18 protein-coding genes, 4 tRNA genes and 1 pseudogene are annotated in these 20410 nt (G+C 62.3%); 16 read left to right on the top strand and 7 right to left on the bottom strand.

Going from position 1 to position 20410, the window contains the following annotated elements:
* Nucleotides 1–2 precede the first annotated feature (2 nt).
* The 3 genes from APH35_RS02765 to APH35_RS02755 form a co-directional block, all read right to left on the bottom strand.
* On the bottom strand, nucleotides 3–707 hold the full coding sequence (locus tag APH35_RS02765; protein WP_012271545.1) for a FadR/GntR family transcriptional regulator: 705 nt from the start codon (nucleotides 705–707) through the stop codon (nucleotides 3–5).
* Nucleotides 708–751: 44 nt separating this feature from the next.
* Nucleotides 752–2065, bottom strand: coding sequence for a C4-dicarboxylate transporter DctA (locus APH35_RS02760; protein WP_012271546.1), 1314 nt, complete (start codon nucleotides 2063–2065; stop codon nucleotides 752–754).
* A gap of 227 nt (nucleotides 2066–2292) precedes the next feature.
* Nucleotides 2293–2607: a helix-turn-helix domain-containing protein gene (locus tag APH35_RS02755; protein WP_012271547.1), complete on the bottom strand. Its 315-nt coding sequence runs from the start codon at nucleotides 2605–2607 to the stop codon at nucleotides 2293–2295.
* 266 nt (nucleotides 2608–2873) lie between these two features.
* Here APH35_RS02755 and APH35_RS29645 point away from each other — a divergent pair.
* The 3 genes and pseudogenes from APH35_RS29645 to APH35_RS02745 form a co-directional block, all read left to right on the top strand.
* A pseudogene (locus APH35_RS29645) lies at nucleotides 2874–3155 on the top strand (PAS domain-containing protein); the annotation flags it as partial.
* A 408-nt stretch (nucleotides 3156–3563) separates the two neighbouring features.
* The gene (locus APH35_RS29640) at nucleotides 3564–4439 is read left to right on the top strand and encodes a methyl-accepting chemotaxis protein (protein WP_370739333.1); all 876 of its coding nucleotides are present in this window, start codon (nucleotides 3564–3566) and stop codon (nucleotides 4437–4439) included.
* Nucleotides 4440–4452: 13 nt separating this feature from the next.
* Nucleotides 4453–6141: a putative bifunctional diguanylate cyclase/phosphodiesterase gene (locus APH35_RS02745; protein ID WP_060493068.1), complete on the top strand. Its 1689-nt coding sequence runs from the start codon at nucleotides 4453–4455 to the stop codon at nucleotides 6139–6141.
* A gap of 7 nt (nucleotides 6142–6148) precedes the next feature.
* Here APH35_RS02745 and APH35_RS02740 read toward each other — a convergent pair whose 3' ends face one another.
* The 3 genes from APH35_RS02740 to APH35_RS02730 all read right to left on the bottom strand — a co-directional run bounded on the left by APH35_RS02740 (nucleotide 6149) and on the right by APH35_RS02730 (nucleotide 9677).
* The gene (locus APH35_RS02740; protein WP_060493067.1) at nucleotides 6149–6619 is read right to left on the bottom strand and encodes an Lrp/AsnC family transcriptional regulator; all 471 of its coding nucleotides are present in this window, start codon (nucleotides 6617–6619) and stop codon (nucleotides 6149–6151) included.
* Between the two features lie 79 nt (nucleotides 6620–6698).
* Entirely contained in the window at nucleotides 6699–7763 is a 1065-nt protein-coding gene (locus tag APH35_RS02735) for an ornithine cyclodeaminase (protein ID WP_012271551.1), read from the bottom strand.
* 165 nt (nucleotides 7764–7928) lie between these two features.
* Nucleotides 7929–9677 (bottom strand): sigma-54-dependent Fis family transcriptional regulator, encoded by a 1749-nt coding sequence (locus APH35_RS02730; protein ID WP_060493066.1) that lies wholly within the window; start codon nucleotides 9675–9677, stop codon nucleotides 7929–7931.
* Between the two features lie 223 nt (nucleotides 9678–9900).
* Between APH35_RS02730 and APH35_RS02725 the strand changes: the two genes are divergently transcribed.
* From APH35_RS02725 to APH35_RS02700, 6 genes are read left to right on the top strand one after another with little or no spacing between them, the layout of a single operon-like run.
* Nucleotides 9901–10995, top strand: a complete 1095-nt coding sequence (locus APH35_RS02725) for an ABC transporter ATP-binding protein (RefSeq protein ID WP_060514160.1) — start codon at nucleotides 9901–9903, stop codon at nucleotides 10993–10995.
* Nucleotides 10995–12092, top strand: coding sequence for an ABC transporter ATP-binding protein (locus tag APH35_RS02720; RefSeq protein ID WP_060514159.1), 1098 nt, complete (start codon nucleotides 10995–10997; stop codon nucleotides 12090–12092). Before APH35_RS02725 ends, APH35_RS02720 begins: the two co-directional genes overlap by 1 nt.
* Nucleotides 12092–12955: a carbohydrate ABC transporter permease gene (locus APH35_RS02715; protein WP_041166682.1), complete on the top strand. Its 864-nt coding sequence runs from the start codon at nucleotides 12092–12094 to the stop codon at nucleotides 12953–12955. Before APH35_RS02720 ends, APH35_RS02715 begins: the two co-directional genes overlap by 1 nt.
* A 3-nt stretch (nucleotides 12956–12958) precedes the next feature.
* The gene (locus APH35_RS02710; RefSeq protein ID WP_012271556.1) at nucleotides 12959–13759 is read left to right on the top strand and encodes a carbohydrate ABC transporter permease; all 801 of its coding nucleotides are present in this window, start codon (nucleotides 12959–12961) and stop codon (nucleotides 13757–13759) included.
* A 12-nt stretch (nucleotides 13760–13771) separates the two neighbouring features.
* On the top strand, nucleotides 13772–14044 hold the full coding sequence (locus APH35_RS02705; protein ID WP_060514158.1) for a DUF2160 domain-containing protein: 273 nt from the start codon (nucleotides 13772–13774) through the stop codon (nucleotides 14042–14044).
* A 39-nt stretch (nucleotides 14045–14083) separates the two neighbouring features.
* Nucleotides 14084–15823: an ABC transporter substrate-binding protein gene (locus APH35_RS02700; protein WP_012271558.1), complete on the top strand. Its 1740-nt coding sequence runs from the start codon at nucleotides 14084–14086 to the stop codon at nucleotides 15821–15823.
* Nucleotides 15824–15919: 96 nt separating this feature from the next.
* On the opposite strand, the gene folD is transcribed toward APH35_RS02700, so the two are convergent.
* Nucleotides 15920–16774: a bifunctional methylenetetrahydrofolate dehydrogenase/methenyltetrahydrofolate cyclohydrolase FolD gene (folD, locus tag APH35_RS02695; protein ID WP_003250234.1), complete on the bottom strand. Its 855-nt coding sequence runs from the start codon at nucleotides 16772–16774 to the stop codon at nucleotides 15920–15922.
* A gap of 270 nt (nucleotides 16775–17044) precedes the next feature.
* Between folD and APH35_RS02690 the strand changes: the two genes are divergently transcribed.
* The 7 genes from APH35_RS02690 to clpP all read left to right on the top strand — a co-directional run bounded on the left by APH35_RS02690 (nucleotide 17045) and on the right by clpP (nucleotide 20334).
* Nucleotides 17045–17121 (top strand) — tRNA-Arg (locus APH35_RS02690).
* Between the two features lie 41 nt (nucleotides 17122–17162).
* Nucleotides 17163–17238: transfer RNA gene (locus APH35_RS02685), tRNA-His, on the top strand.
* Nucleotides 17239–17290: 52 nt separating this feature from the next.
* A tRNA-Leu gene (locus APH35_RS02680) sits at nucleotides 17291–17375 on the top strand.
* A gap of 44 nt (nucleotides 17376–17419) precedes the next feature.
* Nucleotides 17420–17495: transfer RNA gene (locus tag APH35_RS02675), tRNA-His, on the top strand.
* A gap of 244 nt (nucleotides 17496–17739) precedes the next feature.
* The gene (locus APH35_RS02670) at nucleotides 17740–18039 is read left to right on the top strand and encodes a DUF6388 family protein (protein ID WP_012271560.1); all 300 of its coding nucleotides are present in this window, start codon (nucleotides 17740–17742) and stop codon (nucleotides 18037–18039) included.
* 248 nt (nucleotides 18040–18287) lie between these two features.
* On the top strand, nucleotides 18288–19601 hold the full coding sequence (gene tig, locus APH35_RS02665) for a trigger factor (protein ID WP_012271561.1): 1314 nt from the start codon (nucleotides 18288–18290) through the stop codon (nucleotides 19599–19601).
* Between the two features lie 91 nt (nucleotides 19602–19692).
* On the top strand, nucleotides 19693–20334 hold the full coding sequence (gene clpP, locus APH35_RS02660) for an ATP-dependent Clp endopeptidase proteolytic subunit ClpP (protein ID WP_012271562.1): 642 nt from the start codon (nucleotides 19693–19695) through the stop codon (nucleotides 20332–20334).
* Nucleotides 20335–20410 lie beyond the last annotated feature (76 nt).

The following is a 20410-nucleotide window of genomic DNA, read 5'->3' as shown; positions in this document are numbered from 1 at the left end:
AGTCATGGATGCGGATGTTCGTCCGGGATATTCAGCGCAATACCCATGCGCAGCCCTTCGGCCACGATATGCTGACGCATCTGGGCACTGGCCTTTGCACTGCTGCGCTCGCGAATGGCGCGTACCACCGCTTCGTTCTCCTTCAGCCGCGCGGCCAGGTGCTCTGGCGAGTTGCGCAGCATGTCGGCGCTCTGCTTCAGGGCATTGCCGGTTTGCTGCACCACACTCTGGAAGATCGGGTTGGTGGTCAGGGCGAACAGCGCCTCATGGAAGGCGATGTAGGCCTTGACCCCGGCTTCGCTGTCATCGGCCTCCAGCGCTTCACGCATGTCCATCAGGGTCAGCCGCAGTTGGCCAATGTCCTGGCTGTTGGCCGATTGCGCCACCAGGCCGACGATGAAGGGTTCGAGGGTGTAGCGCAGTTCCAGCACGTCGGCCAGGCTGGCCGCGGCGCTGGTGTCCACGCCTGCTTCATGGCTAATGGCATCGGCATCCAGCACCAGCACGCCTTTGCCCGGCATTGAGCGCACAAGGCCCAGGGTTTCCAGCACGGTCACCGCTTCGCGCAGGCTCGGGCGGCTGATACCCAGTTGTTCGGCCAGCTCGCGCTGGCCTGGCAGCATGTCGCCGGTGCGCCATTGGCCGCGGGCCAGGGCCTGGCGCAGTTTTTCCACCACTGAGTTGACGACGGTCGATGAGCTGATCACGGTTCGCTCCTGCTAGGGCCGGCGTCTTCGCCGGCCACTTTCGGTCAAAATTCCTGTTGATGGTGTGTGTTGGGCTGTTTGCGCTGCGTGGGGTTAAAACCAAGTTTGCCATCGAGCACGTTCTGCGCGCGTTCCAGGTCAATGTCTTTTTCCCAGCGGGCGATGGCCACGGTAGCCACGCAGTTGCCGATCAGGTTGGTCAGCGCCCGGCCAATACCCATGAACCAGTCCACCGCCAGTACCAATACCAGCCCGACCACCGGAATGGCCGGTACGGCGGTCAGGGTGGCAGCGAGAATCACCAACGCCGAGCCTGGGATGCCGTGAGCGCCTTTGGAAGTCACCAGCGACACCAGCAGGATGGTCAGCAGGTCGGTCATTTCCAGCGGTGTGCCGGTGGCGTTGGCGATGAACACGATGGCCAGGGTCAGGTAGATGGAGAAACCATCGAGGTTGAACGAGTAGCCGGTCGGAATCACCAGGCCGACCGTGGAACTGCCAATGCCCAGGTGCTCCAGCTTGCGCATGATTTGTGGCAGTACGGCGTCGGAAGAAGCGGTGCCGAGAACGATGGTCAGCTCCTCACGCAGGTACTTGATCAACGGCAGCAGTTTGAGGCCCGACAGGCGCATGACGGTGCCCAGCACGATCAGTACGAAGCCGGCGCAGGTCAGGTAGAACAGCGCGACCAGGCCGCCCAGGTGCTGCAGCGATTCCAGGCCGTATTTGCTGGTGGTGAAGGCAATGGCGCCGAACACGCCGATCGGCGCCAGGCGCACGATCATGCCCATGATGCGGAAGATTACATGGCTCAGTTCGTTGATCAGCCGCGAAATGCCGGCGGCCGAGTCACCCACCAGGTTCAGCGCGCTGCCGAACAGTACCGAGAACAACAGCACCTGGAGAATGTTGTTGTCGGCGAAGGCGCCGATCACCGAAGTGGGGATCAGGTCCATGAAGAACGCCGTGGCGCCGTGAATGTGCTGGCCGCGCTCGGCCAAGCCGTTGGCATCAGCGGTGGACAGCTGGTCCAGGTGAATGTTGGCACCGCTACCAATGCCACTGCTGAAGGCGAACACCAGGCCGATCACCAGCGCCAGGGTGGTCAGCACTTCGAAGTAGATCACCGATTTCAGGCCGATGCGCCCGACCTTTTTCAGGTCGCCCGCCCCCGAGATGCCGCTGACCACCACGCAGAACACGATCAGGCCGATGAGCATCTTGATCAGCTTGATGAAGCCGTCGCCAAGAGGTTTGAGTTGCAGGGAGAGGTCGGGGAAGCTCAGACCGCAGGCGATGCCGAGGGCAAGGCCGAGTACGACTTGCAGGAAAATCGAACGCGAGCACCATTTGAGCATGGGAGGAGTCTCTGATCGGTGTCCTTGCTTCGGTAGCCGCACGGGGCGAAAGAGCGCAGGACTTAATTATTGTGGTCTTACCGGTTTGTTCAGCGCGAAGCCATAAAAGCGCGAAAAAACCCTGAGTGCAAGGTTTTTTGGCCTTACCGGTCTGACCAGTTATGGGGCAATCCGGCCTGCCAGGCTCTAGTTCGGTGCGTACCGTAGAGGGGGGGCGCGTGAACAGGTCAGGGCTTGGCCAGTGCCTGCTCCACTGCTGCAATCAGCTTGCCAAGATCCTTGGGCGGGGCGTTGTGAATGACACCGAACAGGTAGGCGCGCTGCTCCTCTTCGTCGTCCGGTTCGGCGAAGAAGTCCTTGGGTTTTACACCCAGCACCTGAGCGAACTCCATCAGTGCATCAATGCTGGGGGTATAGGTGCTGGTTTCGAAGCGGCTGATGGTCTTGGGGTCGAAGCCGGTCCGTTCGGCCAGTTGTGCCTGGGTCAGGCCCGCCAGCTTGCGGTAGCGGCGCAGGGCGAAACCCAAAGCTGATCTCGTCATCACTTAATTCCCATTTAGAATCAAGAACTTAACGATATCTATCGGCATGGCGCAACGCCATGATTGATCACCTTTGTTTTATTTATGTGATGAATTTCGTAGAATTCACGGCTTGACTGGCCAGTCATCGTCAACTTCCTTGCTTCGGTCGGCCTCGTGCCCCAACGGCGGGAAGCGCATTTGCCAATTGGAGCGGATCGCCATGGATCGGTTCCGGCGGCTGTCGATGAGCTGGGTACCGGTTCGTCAGTGAATGGAGTCTCATCGTGCGCCTCAACTTGCCGGTAACCCCGGTCGAGCAACGTTTCCCCTCAGATCAGCGGCTGATTTCTGCTACCGATACCGCCAGCCTGATCACCTACTGCAACCCTGAATTCGCTGCCATCAGCGGCTATAGCGAGGCCGAACTGATCGGCAGCCCGCACAACCTGGTGCGCCACCCGGACATGCCGCCGGCGGTGTACGAGCTGATGTGGCGCTACCTGAAAGCCGGCAAGAGCTGGATGGGTATCGTCAAGAACCGCTGCCGTAACGGCGACTACTACTGGGTCAACGCCTACGTCACGCCCATCCTCGAAGGCGGGCGGGTAGTGGGCTACGAGTCGGTGCGGGTGTGCCCCACCCGCGAGCAGGTGGCCCGTGCCGAGGCTTTGTATGCGCGGCTGCGCAACGGTCAGGCGGCATTGTCGGCGCCGCGCCGGTTGAGCTTGCTGGCGCAGGCCCTGGCCTTGCCACTGGCCGGGGGAGTGCTGGCAGTTGGCGCCCATCAGCTGTGGCCTGGCCTGGTGGGGCAGGGGCTGACGGTGGGGCTGTTCGTGGCCTATGGCTTGTGGGTGCGCAACGCCCTTGGGCGACAGCTTCAGCAGGTTGTGCAGGGCGCGCAAGGCACGTTTGCCGACCCGGTCGCCGCCTTGACCTACAGCGACCTGCCGGGTGCCGCCGGGCAGTTGCAACTGATGCTGATCAGCGAAGAGGCACGCCTGAAAACCGCATTGACGCGGCTAAGTGACCTGGCCGGGCAAATGGCGGTAGCCGCCCACGATGCCGGGCAGTTGTCGCGCAGCACCGAGGCGGCCTTGCTCAAGCAGCGTGCCGAAACTGACCTGAGCGCCACGGCAATGAATCAGATGGCCGCCTCTATCGGCGAAGTGGCCAATCACGTCCAGTTGACCGCCGCCGAGGCACACACCGCACACCTGCTGGCCGAGCAGGGTAGCCAGGTGGCCGATGCCAGCGGCGCGGCCATTCGGACCCTGGCCAGCACCGTGACGCAGATCAACCAGGCGGTCAGCCACCTCGCTGGTCAGACCGGTGCCATCGCCGAGGCTGCTGGGATGATTCGCGGCATTGCTGAGCAGACCAACCTGCTGGCCCTCAACGCCGCCATCGAGGCGGCGCGTGCAGGCGAGCAGGGCCGCGGTTTTGCCGTGGTCGCCGATGAGGTGCGGGCATTGGCCGACAAGACTCGCCAGTCGACCCTGCACATTCAGGCGATCATCGATGCCCTGCGCAGTGGCGCCGAGGAGGCCGTGGCGATCGCCAGCCAAGGCATCGATGGCGCCGAGCAGGGCGTTGCCCAGGTACAGGAAGCCCGGCAGGCGCTGCACGGCATTCGTGACGCGGTGCAGCGCATCAGTGACATGAGCCAACAGATGGCCACCGCCTCGCAGCAGCAGTCGGCGGTGGCCGAAGACGTTTCGCGGCAGATCAACGGCGTAGCCGGTATTGCCCAGCACAGCGCCCACAGCGCCAACGCCGCCGCCTCGCGCGGCGCCGAACTGGAACAGGTGTGCGCCGGATTGCGCGCCCTGGTGGAGCGCTTCAACCGCTAAGGCAGGATGCTTTATGGATGACAACTATCGCGCGGCCGTGGACGCGGCCGCGATCTTTTCCGAAACCGACCTGCGTGGGAACATCACTTACGTCAACCAGCAGTTCTGCAGCATCTCGGGCTACAGCCGTGAGGAGCTGCTGGGCGCCAACCACCGCATCCTCAACTCGGGCCTGCACGAACCGGCGTTCTTCGTTGGCATGTGGCGTGCCCTGGCTGCCGGGCGGGTATGGAAGGGCGAGATCTGCAACCGGGCCAAGGACGGTTCGCTGTATTGGGTCGACAGCACCATGGTGCCATTGATCGACCCGCTGACCGGCCAGGTGCGCAAGTATGTGTCGATCCGCTTTGACGTCACCGAGAAACGCCAGCTGCTGCATACCCTGCAGTGGCGGGTAGGCCACGATGTGCTCACCGGCCTGCCCAACCGCGCCTACCTGTCCGACCTGCTGAATCAGGCCCTGGCCTACTCGCGCCGCGAGGACATTCCGCTGGCGGTGTGCATGCTCGACCTGGATGGGTTCAAGGCGGTCAATGACGGCTATGGGCATGCCGTGGGCGACTTGCTGCTGGTGGAAGTGGCGCAGCGCTTGAAGAGCATCCTGCGTGGTGGCGATGCCGTGGCCCGGCTTTCGGGCGACGAATTCGTGCTGATCCTGCGCGATGTCGATGATGAGCAGCAGTTGCATGCAGCTCTGCGGCGGGTGTTGCGGGCATTGGCGGCGCCCTGTGTGGTGCGTGAACACAGGCTTTCGCTCAGCGCCAGTATCGGCGTGACCCTGTACCCGCAGGATGACGAAGATGCCGACACCTTGGTGCGCCACGCCGACCAGGCCATGTATGTGGCCAAGCAGCGCGGGCGCAACCGCTATCACCTGTTCGACGTGTCGCAGGAGCAGGAGCTCAAGGCCACTCACCAGACTGTAGCGCGCGTGCGCCGGGCACTGCACAACAGTGAGCTGTGCCTTTACTACCAACCCAAGGTCAACCTGCGCAGCGGCCAGGTGCTGGGCTTCGAAGGGTTGTTGCGCTGGCAACGGCCAGGCCGTGGCGTGGTGCCGCCCGGCGACTTCCTGCCTTGGGTAGAGCAGACCGACCTGATCGTCGAAATCGGCGAGTGGGTGGTCGGCCAGGCGCTGAGCCAGCTGCAGGCCTGGCAGCGCCAAGGGCAGCCCTGGTCGTTGAGTGTGAATATCGCCGCACGGCATTTGCAGCGCAATGACTTCGCCGAGCGCCTGCAGCAGCTACTGGCAGCGTACCCGGAGGTGGACCCGGCGCGGCTGGACCTGGAAATCGTCGAGTCGGTTGCCATCGACAACCTGCAGCACGTCAGCCGCTGCCTGGACGCCTGCCGTGCACTGGGCGTGCGTTTCTCGCTGGACGATTTCGGCACCGGTTATTCGTCGTTGAGTTACCTGAAACGCTTGCCGACCCAGACGATCAAGATCGACCAGTCGTTCGTGCGTGACATCCTTCACGACCAGGATGACCTGGCGCTGACGGCGGCGGTGATCGGCCTGGCCCGGGCGTTTGGCCGCGAGGTGATTGCCGAGGGGCTGGAGAGTGTCGAGCACGGCCGGGTGCTGATGGGCCTGGGCTGTGAGCTGGCGCAGGGTTACTGCATTGCTCGGCCGATGCCGGTCAATGAGGTGCAAGCCTGGGCACAGGCCTACCGGCAGCCGGAGCAATGGCGGGCCACGTGAACGCCCATTAGCGGGCCATGGTCTTGACCTCGGCCAGCACGGGGTGCGCCACCAGCTTGTCGATGTGCAAGGTGTCGTCGTTCATCCAGCGTTCGCTGAGCAGTCGGTAGTGTTCCATGTCGCGGCAGTGCAGGCGCAGGCTGTAGTCGAAGTGGCCACTGATCAGCTGGCATTCATGCACCTCCGGGCAGTTGTGCAAGGTGGCTTCGAAGGCCTTCTGTGCCGCGCGCCCGCTTTGGTTGGACAGGGCCGCCAGCACCAGCAGTGACACCCCGGGCGCCACCTTGTGCTGGTCGATGATTGCCCCATAGCCACGAATCACGCCACGTCGCTCCAGCTTGCGCACGCGCTCCAGGCAGGGGCGCGGGGTGAGGTGGACGAGGGTGGAGAGTTTTTCGAACGTGATACGACCGTCGTGGCGCAGGATGTCGATGATCGCTTCGTCGATGCGGTCGAGGGGGTGGGCATTGGTGTCCATGCGCGTGGGCTTCTTTCAGAAGTGGGCATGGACAGGTTAGGCGGTAAAGGGCGCTGCTGCACAGCAGCCCCCAGGTCTGTCAGGCGCATACGGAATCAGCCTTGGGCACCGCTCGCAACTCAACCTTGCGCGGCTGTAAAAGCGCATACAGATCCTTCGGATCCTCCAGCACCGGCACCAGCCCGATGTCCTTGCCGATACCCAGCGCCTGCGCCGTATCCAGCACATAACGCAGCGCCGAAAAATCCTCCAAGGCAAACCCGACCGAGTCGAACAGCGTCACCTGCTCGGCGTGCTCGCGGCCCTTGGCCTCACCCGCCACCACCCGCCAGAACTCGGTCACCGGCGAATCCGCCGGCATCTGCTGAATCTCGCCTTCAACCCGGCTTTGCGGCTCGTACTCGACAATCACCCGAGCCCGCTCGACTATTGCCCGGTGCAGTTCGGTCTTGCCTGGGCAGTCACCGCCCACGGCGTTCAGGTGCATGCCCGGCTCGATCATCTCGGGGGTGAGGATGGTGGCGTAGGCTTTGTCGGCGGTCACCGTGGTGACGATATCGGCACCGCGCACCGCATCGGCCACGGAGCGTGCGATGGTCAGCTTGAGGCCGGGGCGGTTGGCCAGGTTGGCGACCAGCTTGGCCGAGGCGGCGGGGTCGATGTCGAACAGGCGTATTTCGTCAATGCCCAGCAGGGTATTGAAGGCGATGGCCTGAAACTCGCTTTGCGAGCCATTGCCGATCAGCGCCATGCTGCGGCTGTCCTCTCGCGCCAGGTAGCGGGCGGCCAGGGCCGAGGTGGCCGCCGTGCGAATGGCCGTGGTCAGGGTCATCTCGCTGAGCAGCAACGGTGCGCCGGTATCGATGCTGGCCAGTGCGCCGAAGGCCATCACCGTGGGCAGGCCGTGGCGGGTGTTCTTCGGGTGGCCGTTGACGTACTTGAAGGCGTAGCGACTGGCATCGGCAACCGGCATCAGCTCGATCACCCCGTCCGCGCAATGGTTGGCAACCCGGGCGCATTTCTCGAAGGCGGGCCAGCGCAGGTAGTCCTGGCGGATGTATTCGGCCATTTCCAGCAGGCAGGTAGGCAGGCCTTTGCGGTTGACCAGGCGGGCCAGGTCTTGCACATCGATAAAGCGGGTCATGAGGGGTCTCCCTGCGGCGACGCTTCCAGAGTGGGCACTGGGTTCATTGTGCGGTGTGCAGGGAGGTAAAGCTGGCTGTAATGGGCCCTGGCGGCAGCGGCTGCGGCTGATTTGGAGACACTGACAGCCGAAACGGCTGTGGGGAGCCTAAACCTGCCAATGGATTCAGTGCGCCCGCAAACGCTTGTACAGCGTAGTGCGGCTGATACCCAGCCCCCGCGCCACCGCCGACAGGTTGCCATTGGCTTGCTCGACCAGGGTCTGCAGGTCCGTCTCTTCGGTCGTCACCCGTACCGGTAGCTGCGACTCGGCCAGAAAGCCCGCAGGCAGGTGCTCGATGCCGACCGGTCCGTTGCCCGCCAGCGCCAGTGCCACCTGCAGCACACTCACCAGCTCGCGCAGGTTGCCTGGCCATGGGTGTTGATCGAGCAGGTCGATAATGGCCGGGGGCAGCCGCGCAGGTTGCCCGGGGTCGCGGTAGCGGGCATGTAGCTGCTCAATCAACTGACGCCGGTCACTGCGCTCGCGCAGCGCAGGCAATACCACGGCCAGCCCGGCGATGCGGTAGTACAGGTCCTGGCGAAAGCGCCCGGCGCGCACTTCTTCGGCCAGGTCGCGGTTGCTCGCCGACACCACGCGGATATCTACCGCTACCGGCTCGCCGCTACCCAGTGGCTGGATAGTGCGTGACTGCAGCACACGCAGCAGGCGGGCTTGAGTGGGCAGTGGCATGTCGCCTATTTCGTCGAGAAACAGGATGCCGTGGTCGGCTTTTCGGATCAGCCCCAGGTTGCCCTTGTGGTGGGCGCCGGTGAACGCGCCTTTGTCGTAGCCAAACAGTTCCGACTCCACCAGTTCGGCTGGGATCGCCGCACAGTTGACGGCAATCAGCGGCTGATTGGCGCGGCTGCTGGCCCGGTGCAAGGTTTCGACGAACACTTCCTTGCCTACGCCGGTTTCACCCTGCACCAACACCGGGATGTCCTTTTCCAGCAACAGGCCGGCCTGTTGCAACGCTTTATCCAGGCGCGCCTCGCCACTGCCAGCCTCGCGGCGGCGTGTGGCTTCGCGCGCAGGGTGCCACTGGCAATGGAAGCGGTTGCGCCCCGTGGCCTGCAGGGCGAAGGGCTGTTGCTGGGGATGGCTGAGCAGCTGCTGCAGGGGCAACTGGAACAGTTGCTCGATGTTCTGTTGCAGCGGGTTGCCGCCGAGCAGGCTGTCGGCCCGGTGATTGGCAGCCATGACCTGCCCGCGCTCATCGAATACCAGCAGGCCGGCCCAGGGGCTGTCGAGGTTGTCAGAGGCGCTGTTGAAGATCAGCTGTGCATGCTGGTCGGCATGTTCGGCGAGGATCAGGCGGTTTTCCAGGCTTTGGCCCATCATGCGCACCAAGCCAAGCGTCTGGCTGGCCGGCAAGTAGCCGTCGCTCGCTACGTCGAGCACCCCGACCAGTTGTCGTGCGGCGTCGAACAGGGGGGCGGCGGCGCTGGACATGTAGCGGTTCTGCCGCAGGAAGTGCTCGTCCTGGCCGACGTGAATCGCCTCGGCGCAAATCAGTGCGGTGCCCAGGGCATTGGTGCCCACGCCACGCTCGTGCCAATGGGCGCCTGCGCTGAAGCCGTGCTGTTGGTGCGGTTCGATGAAGCGTCGCGAGCCCCAGCTGTCGAGCAGGCAGCCACCGGCATCGGCCAGCATCACCAGGTAGCTGGCATTGCCCAGCAGGTGCGCGTATTGCGGCAGCACTTCCTCGCGGGTCAGGCGTAGCAGCGCCTGGCGCCGCTCCAGCAGGGCGCTTAGCTCGGTACGGGTCAGGCAGTCGAAGTCCGGTGCGTGCTGTGGTTGCAGGCCGTGATCGCGGCAGCGGGCCCAGGACGCCTGGATCAGTTGGGTGTGGGTCGACGCGGATGCGGCCATGGGCCTGTCCTAAGTGGTTGTTGTTATGGGCGGACCGCTGTTCAGTGTTGTTCACCGCTGTTCATTGTCAAACCGGCAAGTGTTCAGTTGTTCAGTGATTGTGTTCACTTGTGAACCCGCGATTTGCCCGTTCTGCCATCCAGGCCCCGGACCAGAGCACCGGGGAATGACTGGCACGAAACTGGCTGTGCTCGGCGGACAACCCTCACAAAAAGGCCACGCCATGTCCCTGGTGCTGGAGCAGGTCAGCCGCAGTGTCGACAACCAGCCCTGGGTCGTCGATGCCTCACTGCGTTTCGAGCCCGGTTCGTTCAACGTGCTGTTGGGCCGTACCCTGGCGGGCAAGACCAGCTTGATGCGCCTGATGGCCGGGCTCGACCGCCCGGACCGGGGGCGGGTGCTGATGGACGGCCAGGACGTCACCGGCGTGCCGGTGCGCCAGCGCAATGTGTCGATGGTGTATCAGCAGTTCATCAATTACCCTACCTTGAGCGTGTACGAGAACATCGCCTCGCCGCTGCGCCAGGCGCGCATGGCCGAGGACCAGATCCGCCGCCGGGTGCAGGAAACCGCCGAGATGCTGCGCATCGAAACCTACCTGCAGCGCCTGCCGCTTGAGCTTTCCGGTGGCCAGCAGCAGCGCACGGCGATGGCCAGGGCGTTGGTCAAGGACGCCTCGTTGATCCTGTTCGACGAGCCATTGGTCAACCTCGACTACAAGTTGCGCGAGGGCCTGCGCCAAGAGCTGCGTGAGCTGTTCGCGGCCCGCCATTGCATTGCTGTGTACGCTACCACCGAGCCCAACGAGGCGCTGGCGCTGGGCGGCACCACTACCCTGGTGCACGAAGGCCGCATCGTGCAAAGCGGGCCCACCGCCGAGGTGTATCAGCGCCCGTGCAGCGTGCTGGCTGCCGAGTTGTTTTCCGAGCCGCCGATCAACCTGGTGCCCGGCCGTATCAGTGGCAACGAGGTGAGCCTGGCCCAGGCCGTGCACTTTGCCCGCAATGCCGATTTGCAGCCGTTGGCCGAGGGCGACTACCGCTTTGGCGTGCGCCCCAGCCATATCACCCTGGTGCCGGCCCATGACGATGACCTGGAATTGGCGGTGCTGGTGGAACTGGCAGAGATCAGTGGTTCAGAAACCTTTCTGCATGTGCGCAACGAATTCTGGCGCATGGTCCTGCACCTGCCTGGGGTGCACGAATACCAGGTGGATACGCCGATCCGGGTGTTCATCCCCACGCACAAGCTGTTCGTCTTCGACAGCGCCGGGGTGTTGGTGCAGGCCCCGGGGCTGCGCCAGGCAAGGAGAGGGTAATGGCCGAAATTCGCCTGCGCCAACTGGCGCACAGTTACAGTCGCCAGCCCGCCAGCGAGGCAGACTATGCCCTGCACGCGCTGGAACATGTGTGGGAGCAGGGCGGTGCTTATGCCTTGCTCGGGCCATCGGGCTGCGGCAAGTCGACGTTGCTCAATATCATTTCCGGGCTGCTGACGCCGTCCCATGGCGAGGTGCTGTTCGACGGCAAACCGGTCAACCAGTTGTCACCGCAGGCGCGCAACATCGCTCAGGTGTTCCAGTTTCCGGTGGTGTACGACACCATGACGGTGTTCGACAACCTGGCTTTTCCCCTGCGCAACCAGGGGCTGGACGAAGCGCGTGTGCGTGCCCGGGTGGAAGAAATTGCCGAGGTGCTCGACCTGGCTGGCGTGCTGCGCAAGAAGGCACGCAACCTCAGTGCCGACGAAAAGCAGAAGGTCTCGATGGGGCGTGGCCTGGTGCGCGATGACGTATCGGCAATCCTGTTCGACGAGCCGCTGACGGTGATCGACCCGCACCTGAAATGGAAGCTGCGGCGCAAGCTGAAGCAGATCCATGAGCAGTTCAACATCACCATGATCTACGTCACCCATGACCAGCTGGAGGCCTCTACCTTCGCCGACAAGATCGCAGTGATGCACGGCGGGCGCATCGTCCAGTTCGGCACCCCGCGCGAGCTGTTCGAGCGACCGCGACATACGTTTGTCGGCTACTTCATCGGCAGCCCCGGGATGAACCTGATTGACGTGCGCGCCGAGACAGATGCAGTGGTGTTCGGTGATGTCCGCCTGGCGCTGCCCGATGGCCTGCGCGAGCGCCTGGCGGCGATGGCGAGTGGGCGATTGCAAGTGGGTATTCGCCCGGAGTTCGTGCAGCTGTGGGACGGCCCGTTCGATGATGCCCACCCGGCGCGGGTGCTGGATGTCGAAGACCTGGGTACCTACCGCATCGTCACCCTCGAACTGGGCGGTGTCGCGCTCAAGGCGCGGCTGAGCGAGGATCGCCCGTTGCCCGTGGAGCTGGCCTGGGTCAGCCTGCCCGCGCAGTGGCTGATGCTGTACGTCGACGATGTGCTGCTGGAGGCCGGGCCATGATCAACAAGGTGCCGAACAACAAGGCGTGGTGGCTGGTGCTGCCGGTGTTTCTGCTGGTGGCATTCAGTGCGGTGGTGCCGATGATGACGGTGGTCAACTATTCGGTGCAGGACATCTTCGACCAGTCCAACCGCTACTTCGTCGGCGCCGACTGGTACCGCCAGGTGCTGCGCGACCCGGCGCTGCACGATGCGTTGCTGCGCCAGTTCATCTACTCCGCCTGCGTGCTGCTGATCGAGATCCCGCTGGGTATCGGCATTGCCCTGACCATGCCAACCAAAGGCCGTATGGCCTCGGTGTGCCTGATCATCATGGCTATTCCGTTGCTGATTCCGTGGAACGTGGTTGGCACTATCTGGCAGATTTTCGGCCGTGCCGACATCGGCCTGCTCGGCGCCACCCTGGCCAAGCTTGGGGTCAGCTACAACTACGCCGGCGACCCGTTCGACGCCTGGCTCACCGTGCTGGTGATGGATGTGTGGCACTGGACCTCGTTGGTGGCGTTGCTGTGCTATTCGGGGCTGCGTGCCATCCCCGACGTGTACTACCAGGCCGCGCGCATCGACCGTGCCTCGGGCTGGGCCGTGTTCCGCCATATCCAACTGCCCAAGCTGAAGAACGTGCTGCTGATCGCGGTGATGCTGCGCTTCATGGACAGCTTCATGATCTACACCGAGCCATTCGTGCTGACCGGTGGTGGGCCTGGCAACGCGACCACGTTCCTCAGCCAGACCCTCACACGCATGGCCGTGGGGCAGTTCGACCTGGGCCCGGCAGCGGCGTTCTCGCTGGTGTACTTCCTGATCATCCTGCTGGTGTCGTGGCTGTTCTACACAGCCATGACCCATGCCGACAAGGACTAGGCCATGAGCACGCGCAAATCGCTGGCCCTGCTGCTGTACTTCTTCTTTCTGCTGGTGCCGATCTACTGGCTGCTGAACATGTCGTTCAAGAGCAACACCGAGATCCTGGGTGGCCTGACCCTGTGGCCGCAGGCGTTCACCCTCGACAACTACCGGGTGATCTTCACCGATGCCAGCTGGTACAGCGGCTACATCAACTCGCTGTACTACGTGTGCCTGAACACACTGATTTCCTTGCTGGTGGCGTTGCCGGCGGCCTATGCCTTCTCGCGCTACCGCTTCCTTGGCGACCGGCACCTGTTCTTCTGGCTGCTGACCAACCGCATGGCGCCACCTGCGGTGTTCCTGCTGCCGTTCTTCCAGCTGTACTCGTCAATTGGCCTGTTCGATACCCATATCGCCGTGGCCCTGGCCCATTGCCTGTTCAACGTACCGCTGGCGGTGTGGATTCTGGAGGGGTTCATGTCGGGGGTGCCGAAGGAGATCGACGAAACGGCCTACATCGACGGCTACAGCTTTGCGCGCTTTTTCGTGAAGATTTTCATTCCGCTGATTGGCTCCGGTATCGGCGTCACGGCGTTTTTCTGCTTCATGTTCTCCTGGGTCGAACTGCTGTTGGCGCGCACCCTGACGTCGGTGAATGCCAAACCGATTGCCGCAGTGATGACCCGCACCGTGTCGGCATCAGGTATCGACTGGGGCGTGCTGGCGGCGGCGGGGGTACTGACCATCTTGCCGGGCATGCTGGTGATCTGGTTCGTGCGCAACCATGTGGCCAAGGGCTTTGCCCTGGGCCGGGTGTGAGGAGGGCGACGCATGGAGTGGATGGCCTGGACCTTGCCGACGGCGCTGTTTTTCGTCGCCATAGGCTTGCTGCTGCTGAGCATGACCCTGCTTGAACTGCGTCGCCCGTGCGTGGAGCGACGGGGCTTCTTGCCGCTGGTCACCAGCCGTGGTGACCGCTTGTTCATCGGCCTGCTGGCCAGCGCCTACCTGCACCTGCTGGTGGTCGGCGTCAGCGACTGGCCATTGTGGGTGGCCTCGCTGCTGTCGCTGGCGTGGCTGGTGGTGGTACTGCGCTGGGGCTGAGCGAGCGGCCCTGTGGGATAACTGAAACGGGAGATCACAATGTTCGATAACAAGCACAACAGGCGACATTTGACCCTGGCCGCATTGCTGGTACTGGCCAGCGTGCAAGGCTCAGCCTGGGCCGACCAGTACGAAGATGCGGCCAAAAAATGGATCGGCAGCGAGTTCAAGCCTTCGACCCTTACCCCAGAGCAGCAGTTGGCTGAACTGCAGTGGTTTATCAAGGCCGCCGAGCCGTTCCGTGGGATGAAGATCAATGTGGTGTCGGAAACCATCACCACCCATGAATACGAGTCCAAGGTGCTGGCCAAGGCTTTCAGCGAGATCACCGGCATCCAGCTGACCCACGACCTGCTGCAGGAAGGCGACGTGGTGGAAAAGCTGCAGACACAGATGCAGTCGGACAAGAACATCTACGACGGCTGGGTCAATGACTCCGACCTGATCGGTACGCACTTTCGCTACGGCAAGGTCGAATCGATCACCGACCTGATGGCTAACGAGGGCAAGGACTACACCTCGCCGACCCTCGACCTGAAGGACTTCATCGGTATTTCGTTCACCACCGCGCCTGATGGCAAGGTCTATCAGTTGCCCGATCAGCAGTTCGCCAACCTGTACTGGTTCCGTGCCGACTGGTTCGAACGGCCTGAGCTGAAAGCCAAGTTCAAGGAGAAGTACGGCTACGAGCTGGGTGTGCCGGTGAACTGGTCGGCCTACGAGGACATTGCCAAGTTCTTCACCGAAGACGTCAAGGAGATCGACGGCAAGCGCGTCTATGGCCATATGGACTACGGCAAGAAAGACCCATCGCTGGGCTGGCGCTTTACCGATGCGTGGTTCTCCATGGCCGGCGGCGGCGACAAGGGGCTTCCCAACGGTTTGCCGGTGGATGAATGGGGCATTCGTGTGGAGGACTGCCACCCGGTGGGCTCCAGCGTGACCCGTGGCGGCGACACCAATGGACCGGCCGCCGTCTATGCCACGCAGAAGTATGTGGACTGGATGCGCGCCTACGCGCCCAAGGAAGCCCAGGGCATGACCTTCTCCGAAGCCGGCCCGGTGCCGGCGCAGGGCAACATCGCCCAGCAGATCTTCTGGTACACCGCGTTCACCGCCGACATGACCAAGCCCGGCTTGCCGGTGGTGAATGCCGACGGCACACCGAAGTGGCGCATGGCGCCCTCGCCGAAGGGGCCGTATTGGGAGGAGGGGATGAAACTGGGCTACCAGGACACCGGCTCGTGGACGTTCTTCAAGTCCACCCCCGAGAAGCAACGGCTGGCGGCATGGTTGTATGCCCAATTCGTCACCTCCAAGACCGTGTCGCTGAAAAAGACCATCGTCGGCCTGACGCCGATTCGTGAGTCGGACATCAACTCCCAGGCCATGACCGAGCTGGCGCCCAAGCTCGGTGGGCTGGTCGAGTTCTATCGCAGCCCGGCGCGGGTGCAGTGGACGCCAACCGGCACCAACGTGCCGGACTATCCGCGCTTGGCGCAGTTGTGGTGGAGCCATATTGCCGAAGTGGCCAGTGGCGAGAAGACCCCGCAGGAGGCGCTGGATGGCCTGGCCCGCGACCAGGATCGCATGATGGAACGCTTGCAACGCTCCAATGCCCAGGCGACCTGTGCACCGAAGCTGAACCCAGAGAAGGACGCACAGTACTGGTTCGACCAGCCGGGTGCACCGAAGCCCAAGCTGGCCAACGAAAAGCCCAAAGGCGAGACGGTCAGCTACAACGAACTGTTGAAGTCGTGGGAGGCGGCCAGGAAGTGAGTGGCTGAACATCGCGAAGAGGCGGTGCAGCCACCGAAAAATCACAGGCAAAAAAAACGGCACCTGCCAGAGGTGCCGTTTTCACATCACGCGGTATTACTTATGCAGCTCTTCTGCCGCATACAGCGTGTTTTCCAGTAGGCACGCCCGGGTCATCGGCCCGACGCCACCCGGCACCGGCGTGATCCAGCCGGCGCGCGGCAGGGCGGTCTCGTAGACCACGTCGCCAACCAGTTTGCCGTCTTCCTGGCGGTTGATGCCCACGTCGATGACGATGGCGCCTTCCTTGACCCACTCACCCTTGACCAAGCCCGGCTTGCCGGCGGCCACCACCACCAGGTCGGCACGGCCTACATGGCCGGCCAGGTCCTTGGTGAAGCGGTGGCAGACAGTCACGGTGCAGCCGGCCAGCAGCAATTCCATGGCCATCGGGCGGCCAACGATGTTGGACGCGCCGACGATCACGGCGTTCATGCCGTACAGGTCCTGACCGGTGCTTTCCAGCAGGGTCATGATGCCTTTTGGCGTGCACGGGCGCAGCAGCGGAATACGCTGGGCCAGGCGGCCAATGTTGTACGGATGGAAGCCGTCCACATCCTTGTCCGGGCGAATGCGCTCGAGCAGCAGCGAGGCGTCCAGGTGCGCCGGAAGTGGCAGCTGCAGCAGGATGCCATCGACGGCCGGGTCATCATTGAGGCGGTCGATCAGCTCGGTCAGGGCTTGTTGCGTGGTCTCGCTGGGCAGGTCGAATGCCTGCGAAATGAAGCCGACCTCTTCGCAGTCCTTGCGCTTGTGCGAAACATAGACTTGGGAGGCGGGGTCGGTGCCGACCAGGATCACCGCCAGGCCCGGCGTACGCAGGCCTTGCTGGCGACGCTCCACGACACGTTGAGCGATCTGCTGGCGCAGGCTGGCGGCGATCGCCTTGCCATCGATTAGGTGTGCAGTCATAGACGCGTGATTAACCATCGAGAAGGAAACAATTAAGAACGCGCATTCTCGCACGACATGGGCCAAGGGCAAAGGCGGGTGGTCGGGCAAATCCCCTAAGCCCTTAAATAATTTAAATTTTTTTTAAAAAGGTGTTGACGACTTTCGGGGTCGCCTATAAGATTCGCCGCACTTGTCGGGCACAGCCTAGCACTGGTTGGCTAAGTCGGGCAGAATGAGTGGTTTAACAATTACTTGTTAACGTCTTGTTCGGTTAGGCTTCAAGCTTAAGCGCCCGTAGCTCAGCTGGATAGAGCATCCGCCTTCTAAGCGGATGGTCGCAGGTTCGAGTCCTGCCGGGTGCGCCATTAGGCAGCTTTGGCAAGCAAGTAGGCAGTAATGCAATATGGTGGGCGTAGCTCAGTTGGTAGAGCGCTGGATTGTGATTCCAGTTGTCGTGGGTTCGATTCCCATCGTCCACCCCATATTCTTCAAGGGCGCCTCGATAGCATCTGGCGCCTTTGTTTTAAGCGTTACGCGGACGTGGTGAAATTGGTAGACACACTGGATTTAGGTTCCAGCGGCGCAAGCTGTAAGAGTTCGAGTCTCTTCGTCCGCACCATGCTTCTGTAAGGTTGTACCGCAACATCGCAAGACCGCAATATGGTGGGCGTAGCTCAGTTGGTAGAGCGCTGGATTGTGATTCCAGTTGTCGTGGGTTCGATTCCCATCGTCCACCCCATATTCTTGAAAGGCGCCTTGATCGTGAGATCGGGCGCCTTTTTGTTTTGGGTTCTGCGTGGCTGTGGTTGTATGCCTTGGGTGCGTCGGCGCTCGATCTCAGAGGCGCCGAAAATGTCGTGGCGAGCCCCTTCCCGCCAAATCGCATCCCTCGCCCTTGCAATCCACTGGTGACACCCCAATAAAAGCTGTTAGATTTCAGCCGGTTGAAACACCGGCCCGTTTGGCTGGCAGAGGACACCACGATGATTGCAAAAGAAGCCCGTCAGGCCCTGGCGCTGCAGCGCTTTGCCGAAGCCAATCCGCAGTTGCTCGAGGAGATCCGTGAGCTGGACGCGCGTGAGCAGGCTCAGCAGATCGAGTGGGCGTTCGAGGATGCAGCCGACGAGCAGGGTATTCAGCCCTGGGAGCTGGCGCTGCAATTGATTGCCGAAACCCCGGAGCAGCTGAACGCCATGCGTCTGGAGACGCACCGTGAGGTGGCCGAGGCGCTGGGGCTGGAATGGGAAGAGTACTGCCAGTTCAACGAAATCGATCCTGAATAAAGGAAGCGAATTCGCCACAGGCAGTTGTTTGACAAGGTATTTCGGCTGCACGTCGCCTCGGGTGTCGTGCAGCCCTTATTGAAGCAGGCCCGGCGGTGTGCCGTGCGGGCCTTGAAAGTTAATCGACCGGCGTTGTTTCCCGTCGTCCCGAGTGGGGTGACTTCTGCTGCGTGACTCACTAGAATGCTTGCCCTTGATTCTTGGAGTCGGGCTAACGCCGGCTAACGTCTGTGCAACGAGGAATATCCATGCAAGTTTCTGTTGAAAACACTTCCGCTCTCGAGCGCCGCATGACCATCGCCGTTCCGGCCGAGCGCGTCGAGAACGAAGTCAACAAGCGTCTGCAGCAGACTGCCAAGCGCGCCAAGATTGCGGGCTTCCGTCCTGGTAAAGTGCCGATGAACGTGATCCGTCAGCGTTTCGAAGCTGACGCCCGTCAAGAGGCTTTCGGTGACCTGGTCCAGGCTTCCTTCTACGAAGCCATCGTCGAGCAGAAGCTGAACCCGGCTGGTGCCCCGGCTGTAGAGCCGAAGTCCTTCGAAAAGGGCAAGGACCTGGAATTCGTCGCCATCTTCGAAGTGTTCCCAGAGTTCACTGTTTCCGGCCTCGAGTCGATCAACGTCGAGCGCCTGAGCGCCGAAGTGGCTGACGCCGACCTGGACAACATGCTGGAAGTGCTGCGCAAGCAGAACACCCGTTTCGAGGCCGTCGAGCGCGCTGCGCAGAACGACGACCAGGTCAACATCGACTTCGTCGGCAAGGTCGACGGTGAAGTATTCGCCGGTGGTTCGGCCAAGGGCACCCAGCTGGTACTGGGCTCCGGCCGCATGATCCCAGGCTTCGAAGATGGTCTGGTTGGCGCCAAGGCGGGTGAAGAGCGCGTTGTGAACGTGACCTTCCCAGAGGATTACCAGAACCTGGACCTGGCTGGCAAAGCCGCCGAGTTCACCATCACCGTCAACAGCGTTTCGGCACCTGTGCTGCCAGAGCTGAACGAAGAGTTCTTCGCCCAGTTCGGCATCAAGGAATCGACCCTGGAAGGCTTCCGCGCCGAAGTTCGCAAGAACATGGAGCGTGAGCTGCGTCAGGCGATCAAGACCAAGGTGAAAAACCAGGTCATGGACGGTCTGCTGGCTGCCAACCCGATCGAAGTGCCGAAAGCCCTGCTGGAAAACGAAGTCAATCGTCTGCGCGTGCAGGCTGTTCAGCAGTTCGGTGGCAACATCAAGCCTGAGCAGCTGCCAGTCGAGCTGTTCGAAGAGCAAGCCAAGCGCCGCGTAGTGCTGGGCCTGATCGTGGCCGAAGTGGTCAAGCAGTTCGAGCTGAAGCCAGATGACGCCAAGGTTCGCGAGATGATCGAAGAAATGGCTTCGGCTTACCAAGAGCCTGAGCAGGTCATCGCCTGGTACTACAAGAACGATCAGCAACTGAACGAAGTGCGTTCGGTTGTGCTGGAAGAGCAAGTTGTAGATACTGTTCTGCAGAAAGCGACTGTGACCGACAAGTCGGTCTCGTACGAAGATGCCGTTAAGCCAGCTGAGGCTCCTGCCGCTGCTGAGTAACGGGCTTCTCTCGTAGGAAACCCCCACAAGCCAGCCTTCGAGCTGGCTTGTGCGTATTCAAGCCATGACTATTTGGGAGTGAGCGCAGGACATGTCCCGCAATTCTTATATTCAGCAGAGCTCTGACATCCAGGCCGCAGGCGGTCTGGTCCCGATGGTTATCGAGCAGTCCGCCCGTGGCGAACGCGCCTACGACATCTACTCGCGCCTGTTGAAGGAGCGAGTGATCTTCCTGGTGGGCCCTGTAGAAGACTACATGGCCAACCTGGTAGTGGCGCAGATGCTGTTCCTTGAGGCGGAAAACCCGGACAAGGATATCCATCTTTACATCAACTCCCCAGGCGGTTCGGTGACGGCTGGCATGTCGATCTACGACACCATGCAGTTCATCAAGCCGGATGTCTCGACCATCTGCATCGGCCAAGCCTGCAGCATGGGTGCCTTCCTGTTGACCGCTGGCGCCAAGGGCAAGCGTCACTGCCTGCCTAACTCGCGGGTGATGATTCACCAGCCGCTGGGCGGCTTCCAGGGCCAGGCTACCGACATCCAGATCCACGCCCAGGAAATCCTCAGCATCAAGGCGCGTCTCAACGAGCTGCTGGCCTACCACACCGGCCAGGACCTCGAGACCATTCAGCGCGATACTGAGCGTGACAACTTCATGAGCGCCTCGCGCGCGGCCGAGTACGGCCTGATCGACTCGGTCTACGACAAGCGGCAACTGGCCTCCTGAACCGGGGTGCCAGAGCAGGTAGGCGCCGAAAGCGCCTACCTGCGGACTTGAAAAAGCCCGCAATTGCCTTCATCTT

Source organism: Pseudomonas sp. NBRC 111132 (assembly GCF_001320565.1).
GTDB classification, from domain to species: domain Bacteria; phylum Pseudomonadota; class Gammaproteobacteria; order Pseudomonadales; family Pseudomonadaceae; genus Aquipseudomonas; species Aquipseudomonas putida_P.
The sequence above is the reverse complement of the archived record's forward strand: the minus strand, read 5'-3'. Positions and strand labels throughout refer to the sequence as shown.